The sequence below is a fragment of the Curtobacterium sp. MCLR17_045 genome (genome assembly GCF_003234405.1).
Lineage (GTDB): Bacteria > Actinomycetota > Actinomycetes > Actinomycetales > Microbacteriaceae > Curtobacterium > Curtobacterium flaccumfaciens.
In genome coordinates this window covers 23,438-41,964 of the sequence record NZ_QKTB01000009.1, presented here as the reverse complement: position 1 = coordinate 41,964, position 18,527 = coordinate 23,438, and the positions used below count along the sequence as shown (strand labels likewise).

The following is an 18,527-nucleotide window of genomic DNA, read 5'->3' as shown; positions in this document are numbered from 1 at the left end:
ACCCCGTCGCGCGCTCGCAGCGCGCTCGTCTTGCTCGTCGCTACGCGACCGCGATCTCCTTGGGCACGCCCGGCAGCTCGTCGCTCGAGGCGATGACCTTCCCGGTGGTCAGGTCGACCGCGTGGACCTTCCGCTCGGCGGGGTCGGTGACGTAGGCGATGTCACCCTCGACCTTCAGGGCCGGGTGGGCGTCCTGCCACTCGGCCGGGCCCTCCCACGCGTCGATCACCGGGTACGACTCCAGCTGCTCGCCGGTGGTCTCGTCGAAGGTGTGCAGGGCACCGTCGTCGCCGAGCACGACGGCCTCGTCGCCGGGGCCGCGAGCCAGGTCGCGGAACGTGAAGCCGACGCCGTCGGGCATGTCCGCGACGGTGTACTTCCCCGAGGCCGCGTCGATCAGGGCGATCTGGTCGAGCAGGTAGCCCTCGCTGTCGGGGTCGTCGTTGTAGTCGCCGACCGCGACGGACGAGTCCTCGGTGGTGAACAGGTTGCCGGTGCGGCCGTACTCGGTCGGGGCGTCGATCTTCTCGAACGCGCCGTCCTGGTAGACCAGGGCGCCGTCGGTGCAGCCGAACACCGCGACCTCACCCTTGACCGCACCCTCGCCGTGCACGTCGGGGCACTCCTCGGACCGGGTGATCTCCGTGCCGTCGGCGTCCAGGGCGCGCACGCCGGAGCGGCTCTCCTCGGTGCCGATGGTCGTCAGGAGCGTGCCGTCCTCGAGCTCGATCGCGACGCCGTGGTGGGCGGCCTCGGACTTCGTCGTCTCGACCTCGGGCAGGTCGGCGCCGTCGAGCTCGGTGTGGTCGAACGTCGTCACGTCGCCGGTGCCGTCGGCGAACAGGGCGGTGCGGTCGCCGTGGACTACCGCGTGGCCACCGGTGTCGGCGGGGAAGACCGCGTCGGTCAGGGCCGGCTCGGCCTGCGTGTCGAGGACCCGGAAGCCCTCGGGCACGGTGACGAGCACGTGGCGTCCGTCGCCGGCGGGGTTGACCCGGGTGAAGCCGTCGATCGCGTCGTCGGCCACGACCCGCAGGTCCTGGTCGAGGACGAGCAGGCCGCCGTCGTAGGTCAGGGTGATGCGGGTCCCGTCGGCCTTCGGGGTCGCAGTGGTGTCGGACCCGGCGTCGGTGTTCGTGGCGCACCCGGTCAGGGCCAGGGCGGCCGCGCCGAGCAGGGCGGCGGGCCACGCGGCCCGGAGCGTCTTCGTGTTCGTCATGTCGCTCACTGTATTGATTCTCATTCTCATTTACCAGTCGACAGGCCGTCGACGATGGCCTCGGTGTTCGAGCGCATCATGCCGAGGTAGGTGGAGGCGTCGCCGTCCTCGGTGAGGGACTCCGTCGCCAGCGGTCGGATCTCGACGTGCAGGTCGACCTCTTCCGCGAGTACTTCGGCCAGTCGCGCGGGCTGCGAGGCGTCGGCGAAGATCGTCCGGACCCCCGCCTCGTCGATGGCGTCGGCCAGGTCGCGCAGGTCGGCGGCGCTCGGGGAGGCCAGGGTGGTCCCGCTCGGGATCACCGCCCCGACGACCCGGAACCCGTAGTGGTCGGCCAGGTACCCGAACACATGGTGGTTCGTGACGAGCGCCCGGCGTTCCTCGGGCACGGTCCGGAACGCGGTCGTCATCGTGTCGTCCAGGTCGCGCAGCTCGTCCAGGTAGGCATCGGTGCCGGTCGGCTCGATGCCGGCGTCGCGCAGGTCCTGGTCGAGGGCCTCGACCACGTCGACCATCCGGGCGGGGTCGGTCCAGAAGTGCGGGTCGGGGCCGCTGTCGTCCTCGGTGGTCCACTCCAGCAGGTCGAACGCGTCCCCGGCGGTGGAGACCGGCACGCCGTCCTCGGCTGCCGCCGCGACGTGACGGGCGACCCCTTCTTCGAGCCCGAGCCCGTTCTCGACCACCAGGTCGGCGCTCCGCAGTCGTGCGGCTTCCTGCGCGGAGACCTCGAACGAGTGGGGGTCGGCGCCCGGGGGCATGAGGACCATGACGTCGGCCTGGTCCCCGACGACTTCGCTGACGACGTCGCCGAGGATGTTCGTCGTCACCGCGACGAGGGGCCGGTCGGAGCCGGCGGTGGTGCACCCCGTGGCGACGAGGGCGACGATCGCGGCGACGAGACCCGCGGTCAGGGCTCTGGTGCCGGTCACAGTCCGACCTCGGCGAAGGCGACGGGGGTGACGGGGAGCTCGATCGTGCGGGCAACCCGGGCGCCGTCGGCGTAGTCGATCTCGTGCACGGTGCCGTCCGCGGGGTCGGCCGCGTAGGCGCGCTGGGCGTCGAGCTGCAGCATCGGCGCGGGGTCGTCTGCGCCGATGTCGATGAGCGCCGTCGTCGTGGCCACCTTCCCCGTCGAAACGGTCACGACGACCACCCGCCCGGAGTCGTCGACCCCGACCACGTGCTCGTCCTCGTCGTCCACCGCGACCACGGCGCGCAGGGGCCGTTCGGTCGGCACGAGCCGCCACGAGCCCTGTCGCACGTCGAGCAACCAGAACCCGGTGGTGCCGGCCAGTCCGGCGACGGTGGGCCGGCCGGCGCGTGCGGCGAAGGCCGTCGGACGCTCGGCACCGTCGGGCAGGTCGACGAACGAGGGCTCGCCGGCGTCGTCCACCACGACCGCTCCGTCGGCGCAGCCCACGACGGCACCGGCGCGGGTGACGATCCCGCCGGCGGGGTCGGTGCAGGTCTGTGCGGTGCCGGCGGGGTCGGTCGCTTCGCCGTCCGCGTCGAGCACGCGGACCGTGTCGCCGTCGGCCGCCACGAGCTGCTCGCCCATCGGCAGCAGGACGCTCGCGTCGATCCGGGTGGTCTCGTCGACCTCGCCCTGTCCCAGCGCCTCGCGGTCGAGCACGACGGCCTCGGCGCGGTCCGGCCAGGTGATCGTCGTCATGGTCTCGGACGAGTGCACCGCGACCCGGCCACCGCCGCCGATCGTGCCCACCACCCGCGGCTCGGCGGCGTAGTAGTGCGTGTGGTCGCCGTGGTCGACGGTCCAGGACCCGCCGTCGACGATCGTCGTGCGGTCGGCGTCGCTCGTCACGAGGAACCGGCCGTCGGTCGCCGAGTGCTCCGGTGCGTCCACGTCGTCGAGTTCGGTGGTCTCCTCGGTGAGCAGGTCGTGCAGTGCGGTCGCGCCGGATGCCGACACGGCCAGGAGGCGCACCTGGGGTTCCTGGGACTCGCTCGCGCCCGCCACGTAGCCGTGGGGGCGGGCGGTGCCGGTCGAGCCGTCGGCCGACGGGGTGCCCGTGGAACAGGCGGTGACGGTGAGGGCCAGGCCGGTGGCGAGGCCGATGGTGGACAGGAGGCGCGCGGGGGCGCGGCTGGTGGTCGAGTGCTTCATGCTCCCTCTCGAGACGGTGCGGCGGATCGTGGTGCTGCCGGCGCGGCCGCGCGCGCCGATGTCGGGGTCGGGGTGCGCTGCAGGACGACGGCGGCCAGGGCGCGTGAGACCACGACGCCGCCGACGGCGACCGCGGCGATGCTCGCACCGGCGGCGGTGCCGGCGTGCCAGGAGACGAGCAGCCCGACGAGGACGGCGGCGGCACCGATGCCGGCGCCGAGGAGCATCGTCGAGGCCACGTGCCGGGTCCAGGCACGGGCGGCGGCCGCTGGCGCGAGCAGCAGGCCCACGACGAGCAGGGTGCCGACGGCCCGGTACGAGGCGACGACCGCCAGGGTGACGAGCCCGATGAGCACGACCTCGGCCAGTCGTGGGTGCAGGCCGAGCGTCGTGGCCTTGCGGGTGTCGAACGCCAGTGCGGTGAAGGGCCGGTGGAACGCCACGGCGACGGCCAGGGCCACGGCTGCGGCGATCGCGAGGCCGCCGACGTCGGCCCGGGTGACGGCGAGGACGTCGCCGAACAGGATCGCGGTGACGTCGGTGGCGAACGACCGCGAGGACGACACGATGATCACGCCGAGTGCGAGCATCCCGACGAAGAGCAGGCCGATCGAGGTGTCGTACGACAGTCGTGCACGACGACGCATTGCCCCGACGCCGAGCACCATCACGCCCGCGCTCACCGCGGCACCGAGCACCGGCGGGATCCCGGTGAGGGTGGCGATCGCGACGCCGGGCAGCATGCCGTGCGAGAGCGCCTCGCCCAGGAACGCCATGCCCCGGACCAGCACCCACGTTCCGACCACGGCGCAGAGGACCGCCGCCAGGGAGCCGCCGACCAGGGCGCGCACCATGAAGTCGACGGAGAACGGATCGGTCAGCCAGGTCACGGTCCGAGACGCTACATGAAAACGAGTATCGATACTGATAGCGTGCTCAGGTGCCTGCGACCGAGCCGACCGACCCCGCCGAGCCCCGATCTCCCGTCCACCTGGACCGGGTGACGGCCGTCCTCGGCGACCGGACCGTCCTCGACATGCTCGACGTGACGTTCCCCGCCGGGGTCGTGACCGCGCTCACCGGACCGAACGGATCCGGCAAGTCGACGCTGCTCGACGTGGTCGCGGACGTCGTGCGGCCGACCGCCGGGCGGGTGACGGGCCTCCCGTCCGACGGCGTCGCCTACGTGACCCAGTCCGTGCCGCCGACCACGCTCCCGCTCACCGTCCGCGCGACCGTCACGATGGGGCGGTGGCGGCACCGCGCGTGGTGGCGGCCGCTCGGACGCGCTGACCGGGCTGTCGTCGACGCGCAGCTCGAACGGATGGCGATCACGGACCTGGCCGACCGGCCGATCGAGGAGCTCTCGGGCGGGCAGCGGCAGCGCACGCTCGTCGCGCTCGGGCTGGCCCAGCGGGCGGGGGTGCTGCTGGTCGACGAACCGACCGCCGGCGTGGATGCCGAGTCAGCGGCGCTCGTGGTGGCGGCGCTCGCCGACGAGGCCGCGGCCGGTGTCGTGGTCGTGCACGCGGCCCACGACCCGGCGGCGATCGCTGCGGCCGACCGCATCGTCACCCTGACCTGACCCTGCGTCCGTCGTGCCGATTCCGCAAAACACCGGTGTTCGTCTGTCGAACCGCGGTTTGCGCGTGTTCAGAGCACGAACACCGGTGTTTTGCGGGCCCCGGAACGGCGGTCAGGGGCAGGCGACGGCCACCGGTCCGGTCGGCGTCGGGTCGGCGGCGACCGGCTCGACCGTCGGCACGGCGCTCGACTTCCGCAGCCCCATCGCGACGAGCACCACGGCACCGACGATCGCGACCCCGCCCGCCAGCCAGAAGTCGGCAGCCAGACCGAACGACGACACCGCGGCCCCACCGAGCACCGAACCGGCGGCGATCGCGAGCTGGATCGTCGTGACGAACAGCGCGAGCCCGGTCTCGGACCCGGCCGGCGACGCCGTCGACATCCACGTCTGCATCCCGAGCGGCAGCGCACCCCACACCAAGCCCCACACGACGAGCAGCACGAAGACCCCCGCGACGGAGTGGGCGAGCAGCGGGAGCAGCACGACGGCCGCCGCGAGCACGAACTTCGACGCCCCGATGGTGGCGAGGACACTGCGGTCGAGCGTGAAGCCGGCGGCGAAGTTGCCGACGATGCCCGCGACGCCGAACACCAGCAGCGCGATCGTCACGGTGTCCGGGCCGACACCGACGAGCTGCTGCAGGTACGGCGCGATGTAGGTGTACGCGGCGAACTGGGCCGCGAAGACGAAGGCTGCGGCGATGAGCCCGACCCGGGCACGGGGCGCACGGAGCAGCGACCCGAGCGTGGCGAACCGCACCCGCTGCTGCGCGGGGATCCTCGGCAGCATCGCCAGCTGCAGGACGAGCGCGACGACACCGAGCGCCCCACCGATCACGAAGCCGAGGCGCCAGCTGGCGAGCGACGACACGAGGGCGCCGAGCGGCAGGCTCACGACGGTCGCGACGGAGACGCCGGCCGTGATGAGCGAGGTCGCGCGGATCGTCAGCTCCGGCCGGACGAGTCGCCCGGCGATCCCGGCACCGATGGCCCAGAAACCACCGATGCCGACCCCGAGCAGCATCCGTGCGATGAGCAGCACCCAGAACGACGGCGCGATCGCGGCGAGGCCGTCGGCGACGACGAGCAGCACGGTCAGGGACACGAGCACCACCCGGCGGTCGAGCCGCGAGGTCAGGACGGTGACGACCGGTGCCGCGACGGCGCCGACCAGTCCGGTGGCGACGACCATCAGGCCGGCGGTGCCGATGCCGACGTCCAGGTCGTCGGCGATGGCGGGGAGCAGCCCGATGGGCAGGAACTCGGACAGGACGAGCACGAACGACCCGAGTGCGACGGACGTGACGCTGAGCCACCCGCGGCGCGCTGCTGACGATGTCATGGGGGCGTCAAGCGGGTTCCGACGGCCGCCATTCCCGTGTGACGGCGAGCGGGTCAGGCGTCGAGCGCGCGCCGCGCGGCCGCGACGACCTCGGCGTCGGTGACGAAGTGCGCCGAGCCGTCGTCCCCGGCGCCCATCGGCACCCCGGCGTGCGTGCTGTCCGCGGCCGGACGCTTGGCCGACAGGTGCACGGCGGCGGCGCCGGTGGCGAGCAGCGCGCGGACGTCGGCGGGGGTGACCCCGGCGCCGGCCATCACCTGCACGGGCCCGGCGGCCTCGACCATGCGGGCGATCGTCTCGGCGCCGGCGACCGCGGTGGGGGCGGCGCCCGAGGTCAGGACGCGGGTGAACCCGAGCGCAGCGAGCGATCCGGCTGCGGCGACGGGATCGGTCGCGTGGTCGATCGCGCGGTGCAGGGTGACCTCGGCGGTGGCGCTGACCGACCGGGCGGCGTCCACGAAGCGGCGGAGGGCGTCCTCGTCGAGGGTCCGGTCGGGGCGCAGGGCTCCGACCACGACACCGGCGGCCCCGGAGCGCAGGACCGTGCGGACCTCGCGCACCATGAGCTCGACCTCGTCGGGGGAGTGCACGAACCCGCCCGGGCGGCAGCGGACCAGCGCGTGCGCCGGGATCCCGGTCTCGTGGGTCGTCTCGACCAGGGCCTGCGAGGGGGTGAGCCCGCCGAGCTCGAGCCCGACGCAGAGTTCGACGCGGTCGGCGCCGCCGTCCCGCGCGGTGATCGCACCCGCCGGAGAGGTCACGGCGATCTCGAGTGCGGCGGTGGTGCTCATGCAGGGGCTCCGAGCGGTTCGTTGGAGGCGGGGACGATGCGGGCGCGGAGGTCCGGTGCCGTCGGGAACACTCGATCGTAGGGGAACATCGGCCGCTCGATCCTGTGGTGCCCGAGGCGCAGCAGATCCTGGTCGACACCGCCCGGGGTGAGCGCGAGCATCCAGTCGGCGGACATGTCGAACAGCTCCGGTTCGAGGTACCCGATCTTCACGATGACGACGTCCGCCTGCCGCGGTGCCAGGTCGAGGTCGGTGAAGTCGTGCTCGTGGTGGTACGGCTTCCGCAGCTTCGTCAGGATCGCGAAGACGCTGCCGACCTGCAGCACGACCTCGGTCTCGGCGTCCCGGTCGCCGTGCTTGATCGCGTGCACCCGGCCGGTCATCGTGATCGGGCCGGCATGCACGTGGTCCACCGACGCACCGGCGGTCACGGTGATCGTCGCACCGACGCCGGCGTCCACCGCCGCGGCGACCGCGGCCGGTCCGGGCACGCTCGCGTAGATGACGGTCGGGCCGGACGGGTCCTGGAACTCGGGGCGGGCGAGCACCTGCGTCAGCCCCCAGGTCATGTCCCCGGAGCCGCCGGCCGTGGGGTTGTCGCCCGAGTCCGAGACGAAGTACGGCTTCGCTGCGCCCGGGGCGAGCGCGGCGTCGAGGCACTCCTCGAACGTGCCGGTGGGGGCGACGAACACGAAGTCCTCGCGGACGTCCCAGAACGCCGCCGCGAGCCGTTCGGCACCGGCGGCGACGGCTGCCTCGTCCCACCCGGTGACGACGGTGACGGCCTGGTCGCGGGGCTGGTCGGCCCACGCGTAACCGACCCAGATCGCGGCGTCGAGCACGCCCTCGGTCTGCTCGACGAGCGGGACCTGCGCGTACAGGGACTTCGCCGGCTCGAGACGGGTCGAGGTCTGCTCGCCGGGCAGCAGGACGGGGATCGGGATCCAGGCCTTCACGGGTCGCTGCGCACCGACGGGTCGTTCGGTGAGGACGTCGACGAGGTTCCGGACGGCACGCTCCTTCGTCTCGAGGGTGTCCTCGTGCGGGGCCATCCGGTAGCAGGTGACGAGGTCGACCTGGTGGGCGAGCTCGCGCGTGACGTTGCCGTGCAGGTCCATCGACGCGGAGACGATGACGTCGGGGCCGACGACCGCGCGGATGCGGCCGAGCAGGTCCGTCTCGGCGTCGTCGAGCCCCTCGACCACCATCGCGCCGTGGATGTCGTACCAGAGCCCGTCGACCGGACCCATCGCACGCAGCCGCTCGACGATCTCGTCGGCCAGGGCTTCGTACGACGCCCGGTCGACGATCCCGCCGGGTAGCGCGTGCCCGATGAGCGCCCCGCGGAAGTCCGCCCGGTCGGCCATGGTCGCCAGGAACGGGTACCGGGCGACGGCCTCGTCGCCGCGGTCCGGGTGGAACGCGGGGGCGTGGGTCCGGGTCGGCGTGAACGTCGACGTCTCGATGGCGAGCCCGGCGATGGCGATGACCGGGCGACGGGCACCAGCGGTGCTGGCGGGGACGGCGGGGGTGACGGGACCGGTCTCAGACACGGACGCTCCTGTTCCTGGTGGTGGACTGGGGGATGGGCGCGGAGAGCTCCTCGAGCGAGGCGGCGAGGCCCCGCTGCAGGGCGAACTGCCCGGCGCCGACGAGCCCGGCATCGGCACCGAGCGACACCGGCTCGATGGCCAGGTGCTGGGTCATCAGCGGGTGGCAGCTCTCGTAGAGCTGGCTCCGCACGGCGGCGATGAACGGGTCGAGGGTCGACAGGATGCCGCCCAGGTAGACGGCGTCCGGGTTGAAGAAGTTCACGTTGGCGGCGAGCACCTCGCCCAGGTACTTGCCCGCCATCCGCACGGCACGGGTGGCCTCGGGGTGCGCGTCCGAGGCGAGCCGGACGACGTCGGCGGTCGAGGCGACGTCGACCCCGGCGTTCGACAGGATCCGGACCAGGGCGGCCCCGGATGCCACCGTCTCCAGGCATCCGGTGTTGCCGCACGAGCACGGGGTGTCCCCGGCGGCGTCGATCCGCACGTGGGTGATGTCCCCGGCGGCCCCGGTCGACCCCCGGTAGAGCCGACCGTCGATGACGATGCCCGCACCGATCGCCGACCCGGCCTTGATCGTGATGGTCTGGCGTCGAGCGGGATCCTGCACGGTCTGCTCACCCGCCGCCATGCAGTTCGCGTCGTTGTCGACGATCGCCGGCAGGCCGAACCGGTCGCTCAGCCACGCGGCCACGGGGAACCCGTTCCACCCCGGCATCCGGCTCGGCAGGTCCACGACCCCTGCGACGACGTCGACGGGCCCGGGCAGGCTGAGCCCGACGCCCCGCAGCCCCTCGCGACCACGGTCGTCGGCGAGCCGCTCGAGCAGCGCGGCCAGGCGCTGGAGCCCGGCGGTCGGACCGTCGGAGAGCGCGAACGGGACGTTCGCGACCGACTCGAGCGCGCCTCCAGGCAGGACCACGCCGATGCGCGCGTGCCCGCCACCGACGTCCGCGGCGACCGCGTACTCGTCGACGCCGCCGATGCGGAGCACCTTGCGGGGGCGACCGCCGGTCGAGACGTCCGTACCTTCCTCGGCGAGGATCCCGTGCTCCAGGAGCTGGCCGACGACGTGCGAGACGGTCGAGGGGGCGGCCCCGAGCACCTTCGCGATCTCGGTCCGGCTGGCGGCCTGCCCCGAGGCGACGAGCTCGAGGACGCGGGCGCTGAGATCGGCCACGACTTTCTCCAATCCGGGCGGAACGGGAGCGGAGCACCGGTCGATGGTCCGTTCTGCCGCGAGCCTACGGGGCGGATCGAGCGGTCCACCCTTTCGTCCGTTCCGCAGTAACGCAGTTTTTACATCGAGATGTTTGTTTTTCCAATCGCTTTGGTCCTTGACTGTCCTCGTGCCGCTCGGCACCCGTGCTCCACCTCCCCGAAGTCCCTCGCACAAGGAGACACCGCATGTCCAAGCCCCGTCGCTGGGCGCTCCTCACCGGAGCTGCGATCGCCGTGAGCGCGCTGCTCGCCGGCTGTTCCGGAGGCGGCAACGCCTCGCAGGGATCGACCGACGAGATCGACTACGCGCTCCCCGCCAACTTCACGCCGAACTGGATCCTGCCGATCGGCACCGCCGCGCACCTCAACACGAACAACGGCTCCATCGCCCAGTCGCTGTACGAGCCGCTCGTCGCCTACGACGGCTCCACCGGCAAGATCGCGTGGAACAAGGCCGGCTCCGTCGCCACCGACGCGAAGTTCGCCGACGACGGCAAGAGCGTCACCATGACGCTCGGCGACCGGCACTGGTCGGACGGCGAGGCGATCACGAGCCGCGACGTCGGGTTCTGGTTCAACCTGATCAAGGCGAACAAGGACCAGTGGGGCTCGTACTCCAAGGGCAAGGCACCGGACAACTGGACCTCGTTCAAGGCCGTCGACGACACGCACTTCACCATCACGTTCGACAAGGCCTACAACTCGGACTGGATGCTCGCCAACCAGCTGAGCCACATCATCCCGCTGCCCCAGCACGCCTGGGACAAGACCAGCGCGACCGCGAAGGTGACCGACGCCGACGAGACCACCGCCGGCGCGAAGCAGGTGTGGAAGTACCTCAACACCGCCGCCGGCAAGATCTCCGACTACGCCACCGACGACCTGTGGAAGACCATCTCCGGCCCCTACGGCGTCAAGACCTTCACCACGGCCGGCAAGGTCACCCTGACGGCGAACAAGAAGTACGACGGTGGCGAGAAGCCGTCGATCACGACGGTCAACCTGCTGCCCTTCACCACGGCCGACGCCGAGGTGAACGCCGTCCGCTCGGGCGAGGTCGACTACGGGTACATCAACGCCACCGACATGGACCAGAAGGCGTCCTTCACCGGGAAGGGCTACGAGGTCGAGCCGTGGACCGGCTGGGCGATCACGTACATGCCGTACAACTTCAACAACCCCGACATGGGCGCCGTCTTCAAGCAGCTGTACGCCCGTCAGGCCGTCCAGATGTCGATCGACCAGACGTCGCTGTCGAAGGTGGTCTTCAACGGCACCGCCACCTCGACCTACGGTCCGATCCCGCAGGCACAGGAGTCCGACTACGTCTCCGACGTGCAGAAGTCGAACCCGTACCCGTTCAGCACCTCGAAGGCCAAGGACCTGCTGACCAGCCACGGCTGGGAGGAGCAGGGCGGCACGATGGTCTGCACCGACCCGGGCACGTCCGCCAGCCAGTGCGGCGAGGGTGTCAAGCAGGGCACGAAGTTCTCGATGCAGGTGCTGTCGCAGTCCGGTTCGACCGTGACCGACAACATGATGAGCGCGATCCAGTCCTCGCTCGCGAAGACCGGCATCGACTTCACCATCAAGACCGCGCCGGTGTCGAGCGTGCTGTCGCAGACCCCGACCTGCACCTCGGACGAGGCCAGCTGCGACTGGGACCTGTCGTTCTTCGGCACCGCGGGCAGCTGGTACTTCCCGGCCTACCCGACCGGTGAGTCGCTGTTCCAGACCGGCGGTTCGGCGAACTTCGGCAGCTACTCGAACAAGGAGGTCGACTCCCTGATCGACGCGACCACCACCTCGACCGACGCCACCGCCGTGCAGGACTACAGCGCCGCGGTCGCGAAGGACCTGCCGGTGATCTGGCTGCCGAGCCCCGACTACCAGATCTCGGTCGTCAAGAAGGGCCTGTCCGGGTTCGACCAGGACTCGCTCGCCAACTTCCACCCGGCCCAGTGGAAGTGGACCAAGTAGGAAACCGACCCTGGAGGCGCGGTGCGCGTCCGACGCGCACCGCGCCTCCTCCCCGGCTCACGTCTCCAATCCGACCATCGGAAGCCGCATGACCACAGCTCTCTACCTCACCAGGCGCGTCCTGCAGGCGCTCGCGGTGATCCTCATCGTCACCGTCGTGGTGTTCTGCTTGCTGCACGCGCTGCCCGGCGGCCCCGCCCGCGGCGTGCTCGGCGTCTCCGCGACCCCCACGCAGATCGCCCAGTTCAACCAGGCGCAGGGGCTCGACCAGCCGCTGCCCGTGCAGTACCTGCGGTTCCTCGGTCGTCTGCTGACCGGCGACCTCGGCACCTCGTACACGCTCAACGAGCCGGTCTCGCAGCTCATCGCCGAGCGCCTGCCGAAGACCCTCGTGCTCACCGGCATCTCCGCGGTGCTCGGACTCGTCGTCGCGATCCCGGTCGGGATGCTCCAGGCGGCCCGCCGCAACGGTGCGGTCGACTACGCCGCGACTGCCCTGGCCTTCGTCTTCTACTCGACGCCCGCGTTCTTCCTCGGCCTCGTCCTGATCATCGTCTTCAGCCAGCAGCTGCCGTGGCTGCCGTCCCAGGCACCGAGCGGCACCACCCTGGCCGAGGTGTTCCAGGACCCCGCCGGCCTCGTGCTGCCCGTGGTGACCGGAGCCCTCGCGATGATCGCGGTGTTCAGTCGGTACATGCGCGCCTCGACGCTCGAGAACCTGCAGGAGGACTACGTCCGCACCGCCCGTGCCGGCGGCGCCTCGACCGCGACGATCCTGCGGCGGCACGTGTTCCGCAACTCGCTGACCCCGGTCGTCGCGATGCTCGGGTACTACCTGCCGGTGCTGTTCGGCGGCGCGCTGGTGACCGAGCAGCTGTTCAACTACCCCGGCATGGGGCTGCTGTTCTGGAACGCCGCACAGTCCTCCGACTACCCGACGCTGCTCGGCTGCGTGCTCGTCATCTCCATCGCGACCGTCATCGGCACCCTGCTCGCCGACGTCGCACAGTCCCTCATCGATCCCAGAGTGAAGGCGAGCCGCGCATGACCGCCGTCCAGATGGCCCCCGAAGCCCCGGGTGCCCCCGTCACCGTCGCGGCCACCGGGTTCCGGCTCGCCGCCCGCCGGTTCCGGAGCAACACCCTCGCCGTGATCGGCCTCGCCCTGATCGTCGTCATCGTGCTGTTCTGCTTCGTCGGCCCGTTCGTGTACCCGACCGACCAGACCCACACACTGCTCGAGCAGGCCAACCAGGGCCCGAGCGCCGCGCACTGGCTCGGCACCGACGCCGTCGGCCACGACGTCCTCGGCCGCCTGATGTACGGCGGCAAGGTCTCCCTGATGGTGGGCATCGCCGCCGGGGTCCTGGCCACCGTCGTCGGCACCCTGTGGGGTTCCGTCGCCGGGTACGTCGGCGGCTGGGTCGACGCCCTGATGATGCGCGTCGTCGACGCCGGCATCGCGATCCCGGCGCTGTTCATCCTGCTCGTCATCTCGGCGATCACGAACCCCGGCGTCGCTGGCCTCATCGTCATCCTCGGCCTGGTGTCGTGGCTCGTGCCGTCCCGCCTGATCCGCGCCGAGACCCTGACGCTCAAGAACCGCGACTACGTCCTGACCCTGCGCGCGATCGGCGGCTCGCACGCCCGCGCGATCGGCAAGCACCTGCTGCCGAACTCGGTGTCGACGATCGTCGTCGCGGCGACGTTCCAGGTCGCCGACGCGATCCTGCTGGTCGCCTACGTCTCGTACCTCGGGCTCGGCGTGCAGCCGCCCGCGACGGACTGGGGTGGCATGCTCTCGGCGGGGCTCACCGCCGCCTACTCCGGACGCTGGTGGCTCATCGTGCCGCCGGGTCTGGCCGTGATCCTGGTCGTCTGCGCGTTCAACGCGGTGGGCGACGGACTGCGGGACGCCTTCGACGTGCGGGGCCGCTGATGACCAACGAACCGATCCTGCGGACGACCGACCTCGGCGTCTCCTTCAGCACCGAGTCGGGCACCGTCGACGCCGTGCGGGGGGTGTCCCTGTCGGTCGCCCCCGGCGAGACCCTCGCCCTGGTCGGCGAGTCCGGCTCCGGCAAGTCCACCGTCGCCCTCGCCGCGATGGGCCTGCTCTCCGGCAACGCGACGGCCTCGGGCAGCGCCGTCGTCGCCGGCCACGAGGTCGTCGGCGCCCCCGAACCCGCGCTCCGGGCTCTGCGCGGCTCGACCGTCTCGATGGTCTTCCAGGAGCCCGCGACCGCCCTCGACCCACTCACCCGCGTCGGTGCGCAGATCGCCGAGGTGATCCGGAACCACCGTGACGTCTCCGCGTCCGCCGCCGCGGCCGAGGCCGTCGACCTGCTGCGCCGGGTCGGCATCCCCGACCCCGAGTCGCGCACCCGGTCGTTCCCGTTCCAGCTGTCGGGTGGGCAGCGTCAGCGCGTGGTCATCGCGATGGCGATCGCGAACGCGCCGAAGCTGCTCATCGCGGACGAGCCGACCACGGCCCTCGACGTGACCGTGCAGGCCGAGATCCTCGAGCTCCTCCGTGCGCTCGCCGTCGAGACCGGTACCGGCGTGCTGCTCGTCACGCACAACATGGGGGTCGTCGCGGACTTCGCCGACCGGGTCGCGGTCATGCTCCAGGGCGAGATCGTCGAGACCGGCGGGGTCGAGGACGTCCTGCTCCGCCCCGAGCACGAGTACACCAAGCGGCTCCTCGCCGCGGTGCCGCGGCTCGACGTGGCGGGGGACCGTCCGTCGGCTCCCCTCACCGACGCGGAGACCGAGCCGGCCGGGAGGCCCGGTGCGGCCCCGGTGGTCGACCTGCGGGACGTCTCGGTGACGTTCGGGCGCGGGGCGCGCGCCGTCCACGCGCTCGCGGGCATCGACATCGCGGTGCACGCCGGTGAAACCGTCGGCCTGGTCGGCGAGTCCGGCTCCGGCAAGTCGACCGCGGCCCGGGTGGCGCTCGGGCTCATCAAGCCGACGTCCGGCACGGTGTCGCTGTTCGGGCAGGACCTGCGGACCGCGAAGGGGCGTGACCGTCGTGCTCTCCGCTCCGGCATCGGCGTCGTGCTGCAGGACCCGGTGGCGTCCCTCGACGCCCGGATGTCGGTGGCCGAGTGCATCGCGGAGCCCCTCGCCGTGCACCGTCGCGGGATGTCCTCGGCCGATCGTCGTCGTCGCATCGACGAGGTGCTCGACGCCGTCCGGCTGCCGCGGACCCTGGCGTCCCGTGCCCCCCGCGAGCTGTCCGGCGGGCAGCGCCAGCGGGTCTCGCTCGCTAGGGCACTGGTGCTCGAACCGCGGTTGCTCGTCGCCGACGAACCGACCTCGGCGCTCGACGTCAGCGTGCAGGAGACCGTGCTCGAGGTCCTCGGCGAGCTGCAGGACGACCTCGGCTTCGCGTGCCTGTTCGTCTCGCACGACCTGGCCGTCGTGCAGCACTTCGCCGAGCGCGTCGTCGTGATGCGCCAGGGCGTCGTCGAGGAGCAGGGCACGACCGGCACGACGCTGTTGCACCCCACCACCGACTACACCCGGCGTCTGCTCGCCGCGGTGCCGGTGCCCGACCCCGTGCTGCAACGGCAGCGTCGGACGGAGCGCCTCGCCTCACTCGCGGCGGTGACCGCGTGACCCTGGTCCTGGCCGGAGTGGACGTCGGCGGCACCAACACGAAGGTCGTCCTGACCACGCCCGACCTCGAGGTCATCGACCGCCTCGACCTGCCGACGCCCGCCCACGCGGGCGGGGCGGCGATCGTGACGGCCGCACTCGGGGCCGTGACGGGTCTGCTCGAGACGCACCGGGCCTCCTTGGCGGGTGTCGGGGTGGGCGCGGCCGGCGTCGTCGACCGGACCACGGGGACCGTCCTGGTCACCGGCAACTCGTTCACCGGGTGGGCCGGGTACGGCGTGACCCGCGCGGTGACGGACGCCCTCGGCGTCCCCGCAACCCTGGACAACGACGTGAACGCGTTCCTGCTCGGCGAGATCGCCACCGGTGCGGTCGTGGGGGAGTCCGACGTGCTCGGCATGACCCTCGGCACGGGGGTCGGCGGCGCGCTCGTGCTCGACGGACAGCTCTTCGCCGGCCCGCGCGGTGCCGCGGGTGAGATCGGCCACGTCCCCGGCTTCGGCGACGCCCGGTGCACCTGCGGGCAGACCGGGCACCTGGAGACCATCGCGGGCGCGCGCGGCATCGCCGACCGCTACGCCGAACGCTCCGGGCGGATGCTCTCGGCACGGGACGTCGCCGTCGCCGCACGCGGTGGGGACGCCGACGCGGCCGCCGTCTTCGCCACCGCGGGGTGGGGCCTGGCGCGGGCCGCACTGCTGACCGCGGGGATCCTCGACGTCACCACCGTCCTGATCGGCGGCGGGATCGCTCGGTCCTGGGACCTGCTCGAACCGGCCATCACGGCGGCGATCGCCGCGGAACCGCCGGTCAGCGGGGCGACGATCCGGCTCTCGCAGTCGACGCTCGGGTCCGACGCCGTGGCACTCGGCGCAGCGGCGCAGGTGCGGGCGCGCGTCCTGGAGCCGGAGACCGCGTAGCGGGGGAGCGCCCGGTCAGGGCACCCAGACGACGATGCCGCGCAGGTCGTGGAGCACGGCGGCGAGGCCGGCGCGCAGGCCGCGGGCCGCGCGGTCCTCGGTGAAGGTCTCCGGGTCGTAGTGGCTCGACGGCCCGAGGCCCTCGCCGCGGAACCCGCCGCCCGTCCAGTCCGCCGCCGTGACGTTCGACGTCGGCTCCGCGATCTCGGCACCGACGACCAGGAACTGCTGGTGGAGCGCGGTCGGCGAGACCGCCGCGAGCGGGTCGACCATGTGGTTGCCGACGGTGATGACCAGGTCGGGCTCGGCGTCGACGGCGCGCAGGACCGCGGCGATCCGGTCGTCGGGGCCCTTCGCCGAGACCGGGGTGACGGTGACGTCCTCGTCCGCGGCCCACGACTCGACGGCGTCGAGCAGGGTCCGGGTCGGAGCGTCGGCGGCGTCACCCGCGTCGGAGAGCAGCACGACGTCGTAGCCGGCGGGGGCGTGCACCCCGGACCACGAACCGGGCTCGGGGTGGATGGTGGCCTCGGGCGCCGGCGGCTGGTCGGGGTCGGAGAACCCGGTGCCCAGGACCCCGGCCGAGGCGTGCGCCGACGCGGTCGCCGTCGGGGCGGTGCCGGTGCCGCCGGTGGCGCCGTCCGACGCCCCGGAGCAGCCGGCCAGCAGAGCGGTGCCGGCGGCGGCGAGGGCGACGGCGGTCAACAGGGAGGTCGTCCGGGTGGCGGGGCGGATCACGGCACCATGCAAGCACGCCCGACGGCCGCTCCGGGCCGGTCCGGGGACCTGTCCGACCGCCGTCCCGTTGCTGGTCACCGGTTGTTCACCTGCCGGTCGTCTGCGGGCCGGATCGTCTGCGCGTGCCCTCCGGAACCACCGCCGCGCTCCTGCGCGCCCGCCCTGCCCGCTCCCTCCCCCTGTTCGCGCTCGTCGCACGCATCGTCGCCGCGCTCGTGCTGCTCGGGGTGGTCGTGATCGGCGTGCTCGGGGGAGCCGCACCGGCGTCGGCGCACGGCTTCAGCTCGGTGGTCTACGCCGACGTCACGTCCACGAAGCCGACCGTCGTGCAGGCGAAGCTCGGGCTCGAGTACGACCTGATGCTCGTCTCGGTGGCCACGAGCGAGCACGACGACGCGCTGCACGAGCAGGGTCAGCAGGCCTGGGACGACGGGGACTTCCCCGGCATGGTCTCGGCTGCCGAAGCCCACACCGACGCGATCGGGAAGTACGTGTTCGACCGGTTCCGGGTGTCCGGAGCCGGTGGGCAGGCCTGCACGGGCACGCTCGACGACACCGTCACGGTCGACCTGCAGGACGAGGTGCCGTACGCCCACGTGACCGCGGACTTCACCTGTCCGGAACCGTCGGAGACGCAGTCCGGGCACGTGGTGTCGTCGGAGCTCTTCCCCGACGACGAGACCTTCGTGCGCGACACCAAGACGATCGTCACCTACGACGTCGACGACCGGACGGGTTCGGCCACCCTCGACGCCTCGCAGCGCACGTTCTCGACCGAGCAGTCGGCGGGTGAGCGCTTCTGGGAGTTCTTCCGGCTCGGCGCCGAGCACCTGCTCACCGGGATCGACCACATCCTGTTCCTCGTGGCGCTCATCGCCGGGTCGCGTCGCCTGCGCGAGGTCGTCTACACGGCGTCCGCGTTCACGATCGCCCACTCGATCACGTTCATCCTCGCCGCCCTGGGTGTGGTCAGCCCGCCCGCGATCGTCGTCGAGCCGCTCATCGCCCTGTCGATCGCCGCGGTCGCCGGCTGGTACCTGTGGCGGCTCTGGCGTCGTCGGTCGCGGGCCGACGAACTGGTGGTCGGCGAGCACGGACACTTCTCGCTCGACCGCGCCGGCTGGACCCGCCTGGCCGTCGTCTTCGCCTTCGGGCTCATCCACGGGCTCGGGTTCGCCGGGGCCTTCGGTATCCACGAGGCGTTCTCGTGGCAGCTGCTCGTCTCGCTCCTCATCTTCAACGTCGGCATCGAGGCCGTGCAGCTCGCGATCATCGTCATCGTCTTCCCGCCGCTCTCCCTGCTGCGGCGGAAGGCGCACCGGGTGTCGCTCTGGGTGACGGGCGCCGTGACCGCCGGCGTGTTCGTGATGGGGATGATCTGGTTCGTCGAGCGGCTCGCGGCGGGCTGACGCTCGCAACGGAACTGCTGGC

General features: G+C 72.3%; 16 protein-coding genes. 7 read left to right on the top strand and 9 right to left on the bottom strand.

From position 1 onward, the window contains the following. Positions 1-40: 40 nt before the first annotated feature. From DEJ05_RS08070 to aztB, 4 genes are read right to left on the bottom strand one after another with little or no spacing between them, the layout of a single operon-like run. Positions 41-1,219, bottom strand: a complete 1,179-nt coding sequence (locus tag DEJ05_RS08070) for a hypothetical protein (protein WP_111110179.1) — start codon at positions 1,217-1,219, stop codon at positions 41-43. A gap of 26 nt (positions 1,220-1,245) precedes the next feature. Further along, positions 1,246-2,148: a metal ABC transporter solute-binding protein, Zn/Mn family gene (locus DEJ05_RS08065; protein WP_375334833.1), complete on the bottom strand. Its 903-nt coding sequence runs from the start codon at positions 2,146-2,148 to the stop codon at positions 1,246-1,248. After that, the gene (locus DEJ05_RS08060) at positions 2,145-3,344 is read right to left on the bottom strand and encodes an ABC transporter (protein ID WP_111110178.1); all 1,200 of its coding nucleotides are present in this window, start codon (positions 3,342-3,344) and stop codon (positions 2,145-2,147) included. The genes DEJ05_RS08065 and DEJ05_RS08060 overlap by 4 nt, the downstream gene beginning before the upstream one ends. Beyond that, the gene (gene aztB / locus DEJ05_RS08055; protein ID WP_111110177.1) at positions 3,341-4,234 is read right to left on the bottom strand and encodes a zinc ABC transporter permease AztB; all 894 of its coding nucleotides are present in this window, start codon (positions 4,232-4,234) and stop codon (positions 3,341-3,343) included. The genes DEJ05_RS08060 and aztB overlap by 4 nt, the downstream gene beginning before the upstream one ends. A gap of 50 nt (positions 4,235-4,284) precedes the next feature. Here aztB and aztA point away from each other — a divergent pair, with 50 nt between their 5' ends. Then, complete coding sequence (gene aztA / locus DEJ05_RS08050) at positions 4,285-4,929, top strand: zinc ABC transporter ATP-binding protein AztA (RefSeq protein WP_258376116.1); 645 nt, start codon at positions 4,285-4,287, stop codon at positions 4,927-4,929. Between the two features lie 111 nt (positions 4,930-5,040). On the opposite strand, the gene DEJ05_RS08045 is transcribed toward aztA, so the two are convergent. Genes DEJ05_RS08045 through DEJ05_RS08030 form a run of 4 tightly spaced genes read right to left on the bottom strand, consistent with a single transcriptional unit; the run spans position 5,041 to position 9,794 of the window. Continuing rightward, positions 5,041-6,273 carry an MFS transporter gene (locus tag DEJ05_RS08045; RefSeq protein ID WP_111110176.1) on the bottom strand — a complete coding sequence of 411 codons (1,233 nt, stop codon included), beginning with the start codon at positions 6,271-6,273 and terminating at the stop codon, positions 5,041-5,043. Between the two features lie 53 nt (positions 6,274-6,326). Further along, positions 6,327-7,064, bottom strand: a complete 738-nt coding sequence (locus DEJ05_RS08040) for a copper homeostasis protein CutC (RefSeq protein WP_071245156.1) — start codon at positions 7,062-7,064, stop codon at positions 6,327-6,329. Further along, on the bottom strand, positions 7,061-8,617 hold the full coding sequence (locus tag DEJ05_RS08035) for a M81 family metallopeptidase (RefSeq protein WP_111054780.1): 1,557 nt from the start codon (positions 8,615-8,617) through the stop codon (positions 7,061-7,063). Before DEJ05_RS08035 ends, DEJ05_RS08040 begins: the two co-directional genes overlap by 4 nt. Next, on the bottom strand, positions 8,610-9,794 hold the full coding sequence (locus DEJ05_RS08030) for an ROK family protein (RefSeq protein ID WP_083404204.1): 1,185 nt from the start codon (positions 9,792-9,794) through the stop codon (positions 8,610-8,612). Before DEJ05_RS08030 ends, DEJ05_RS08035 begins: the two co-directional genes overlap by 8 nt. 227 nt (positions 9,795-10,021) lie before the next feature. Here DEJ05_RS08030 and DEJ05_RS08025 point away from each other — a divergent pair, with 227 nt between their 5' ends. The 5 genes from DEJ05_RS08025 to DEJ05_RS08005 all read left to right on the top strand — a co-directional run bounded on the left by DEJ05_RS08025 (position 10,022) and on the right by DEJ05_RS08005 (position 16,358). Continuing rightward, positions 10,022-11,815, top strand: coding sequence for a peptide ABC transporter substrate-binding protein (locus DEJ05_RS08025; protein ID WP_111110175.1), 1,794 nt, complete (start codon positions 10,022-10,024; stop codon positions 11,813-11,815). 88 nt (positions 11,816-11,903) lie between these two features. After that, positions 11,904-12,863 (top strand): ABC transporter permease, encoded by a 960-nt coding sequence (locus DEJ05_RS08020; protein ID WP_027467218.1) that lies wholly within the window; start codon positions 11,904-11,906, stop codon positions 12,861-12,863. Continuing rightward, positions 12,860-13,753: an ABC transporter permease gene (locus DEJ05_RS08015; RefSeq protein ID WP_111110174.1), complete on the top strand. Its 894-nt coding sequence runs from the start codon at positions 12,860-12,862 to the stop codon at positions 13,751-13,753. The genes DEJ05_RS08020 and DEJ05_RS08015 overlap by 4 nt, the downstream gene beginning before the upstream one ends. After that, on the top strand, positions 13,753-15,438 hold the full coding sequence (locus tag DEJ05_RS08010; RefSeq protein ID WP_111110173.1) for an ABC transporter ATP-binding protein: 1,686 nt from the start codon (positions 13,753-13,755) through the stop codon (positions 15,436-15,438). Before DEJ05_RS08015 ends, DEJ05_RS08010 begins: the two co-directional genes overlap by 1 nt. Further along, positions 15,435-16,358: an ROK family protein gene (locus DEJ05_RS08005; RefSeq protein ID WP_111110172.1), complete on the top strand. Its 924-nt coding sequence runs from the start codon at positions 15,435-15,437 to the stop codon at positions 16,356-16,358. Before DEJ05_RS08010 ends, DEJ05_RS08005 begins: the two co-directional genes overlap by 4 nt. A gap of 15 nt (positions 16,359-16,373) precedes the next feature. Here DEJ05_RS08005 and DEJ05_RS08000 read toward each other — a convergent pair whose 3' ends face one another. Then, a complete protein-coding gene (locus DEJ05_RS08000) occupies positions 16,374-17,096 on the bottom strand; it encodes a hypothetical protein (protein WP_111054783.1) in 723 nt (240 codons plus the stop codon). Positions 17,097-17,218: 122 nt separating this feature from the next. Here DEJ05_RS08000 and DEJ05_RS07995 point away from each other — a divergent pair, with 122 nt between their 5' ends. After that, a complete protein-coding gene (locus DEJ05_RS07995; protein ID WP_111110171.1) occupies positions 17,219-18,505 on the top strand; it encodes a HupE/UreJ family protein in 1,287 nt (428 codons plus the stop codon). The last annotated feature ends 22 nt before the right edge of the window (positions 18,506-18,527 follow it).

Excerpts from the sequence above, each read along its gene's own strand:
- DEJ05_RS08070 (WP_111110179.1), bottom strand. The coding sequence starts at position 1,219 with ATGACGAACACGAAGACGCTCCGGGCCGCGTGGCCCGCCGCCCTGCTC.
- DEJ05_RS08060 (WP_111110178.1), bottom strand. The coding sequence starts at position 3,344 with ATGAAGCACTCGACCACCAGCCGCGCCCCCGCGCGCCTCCTGTCCACC.
- DEJ05_RS08045 (WP_111110176.1), bottom strand. The coding sequence starts at position 6,273 with ATGACATCGTCAGCAGCGCGCCGCGGGTGGCTCAGCGTCACGTCCGTC.
- DEJ05_RS08040 (WP_071245156.1), bottom strand. The coding sequence starts at position 7,064 with ATGAGCACCACCGCCGCACTCGAGATCGCCGTGACCTCTCCGGCGGGT.
- DEJ05_RS08025 (WP_111110175.1), top strand. The coding sequence starts at position 10,022 with ATGTCCAAGCCCCGTCGCTGGGCGCTCCTCACCGGAGCTGCGATCGCC.
- DEJ05_RS08020 (WP_027467218.1), top strand. The coding sequence starts at position 11,904 with ATGACCACAGCTCTCTACCTCACCAGGCGCGTCCTGCAGGCGCTCGCG.
- DEJ05_RS08015 (WP_111110174.1), top strand. The coding sequence starts at position 12,860 with ATGACCGCCGTCCAGATGGCCCCCGAAGCCCCGGGTGCCCCCGTCACC.
- DEJ05_RS08010 (WP_111110173.1), top strand. The coding sequence starts at position 13,753 with ATGACCAACGAACCGATCCTGCGGACGACCGACCTCGGCGTCTCCTTC.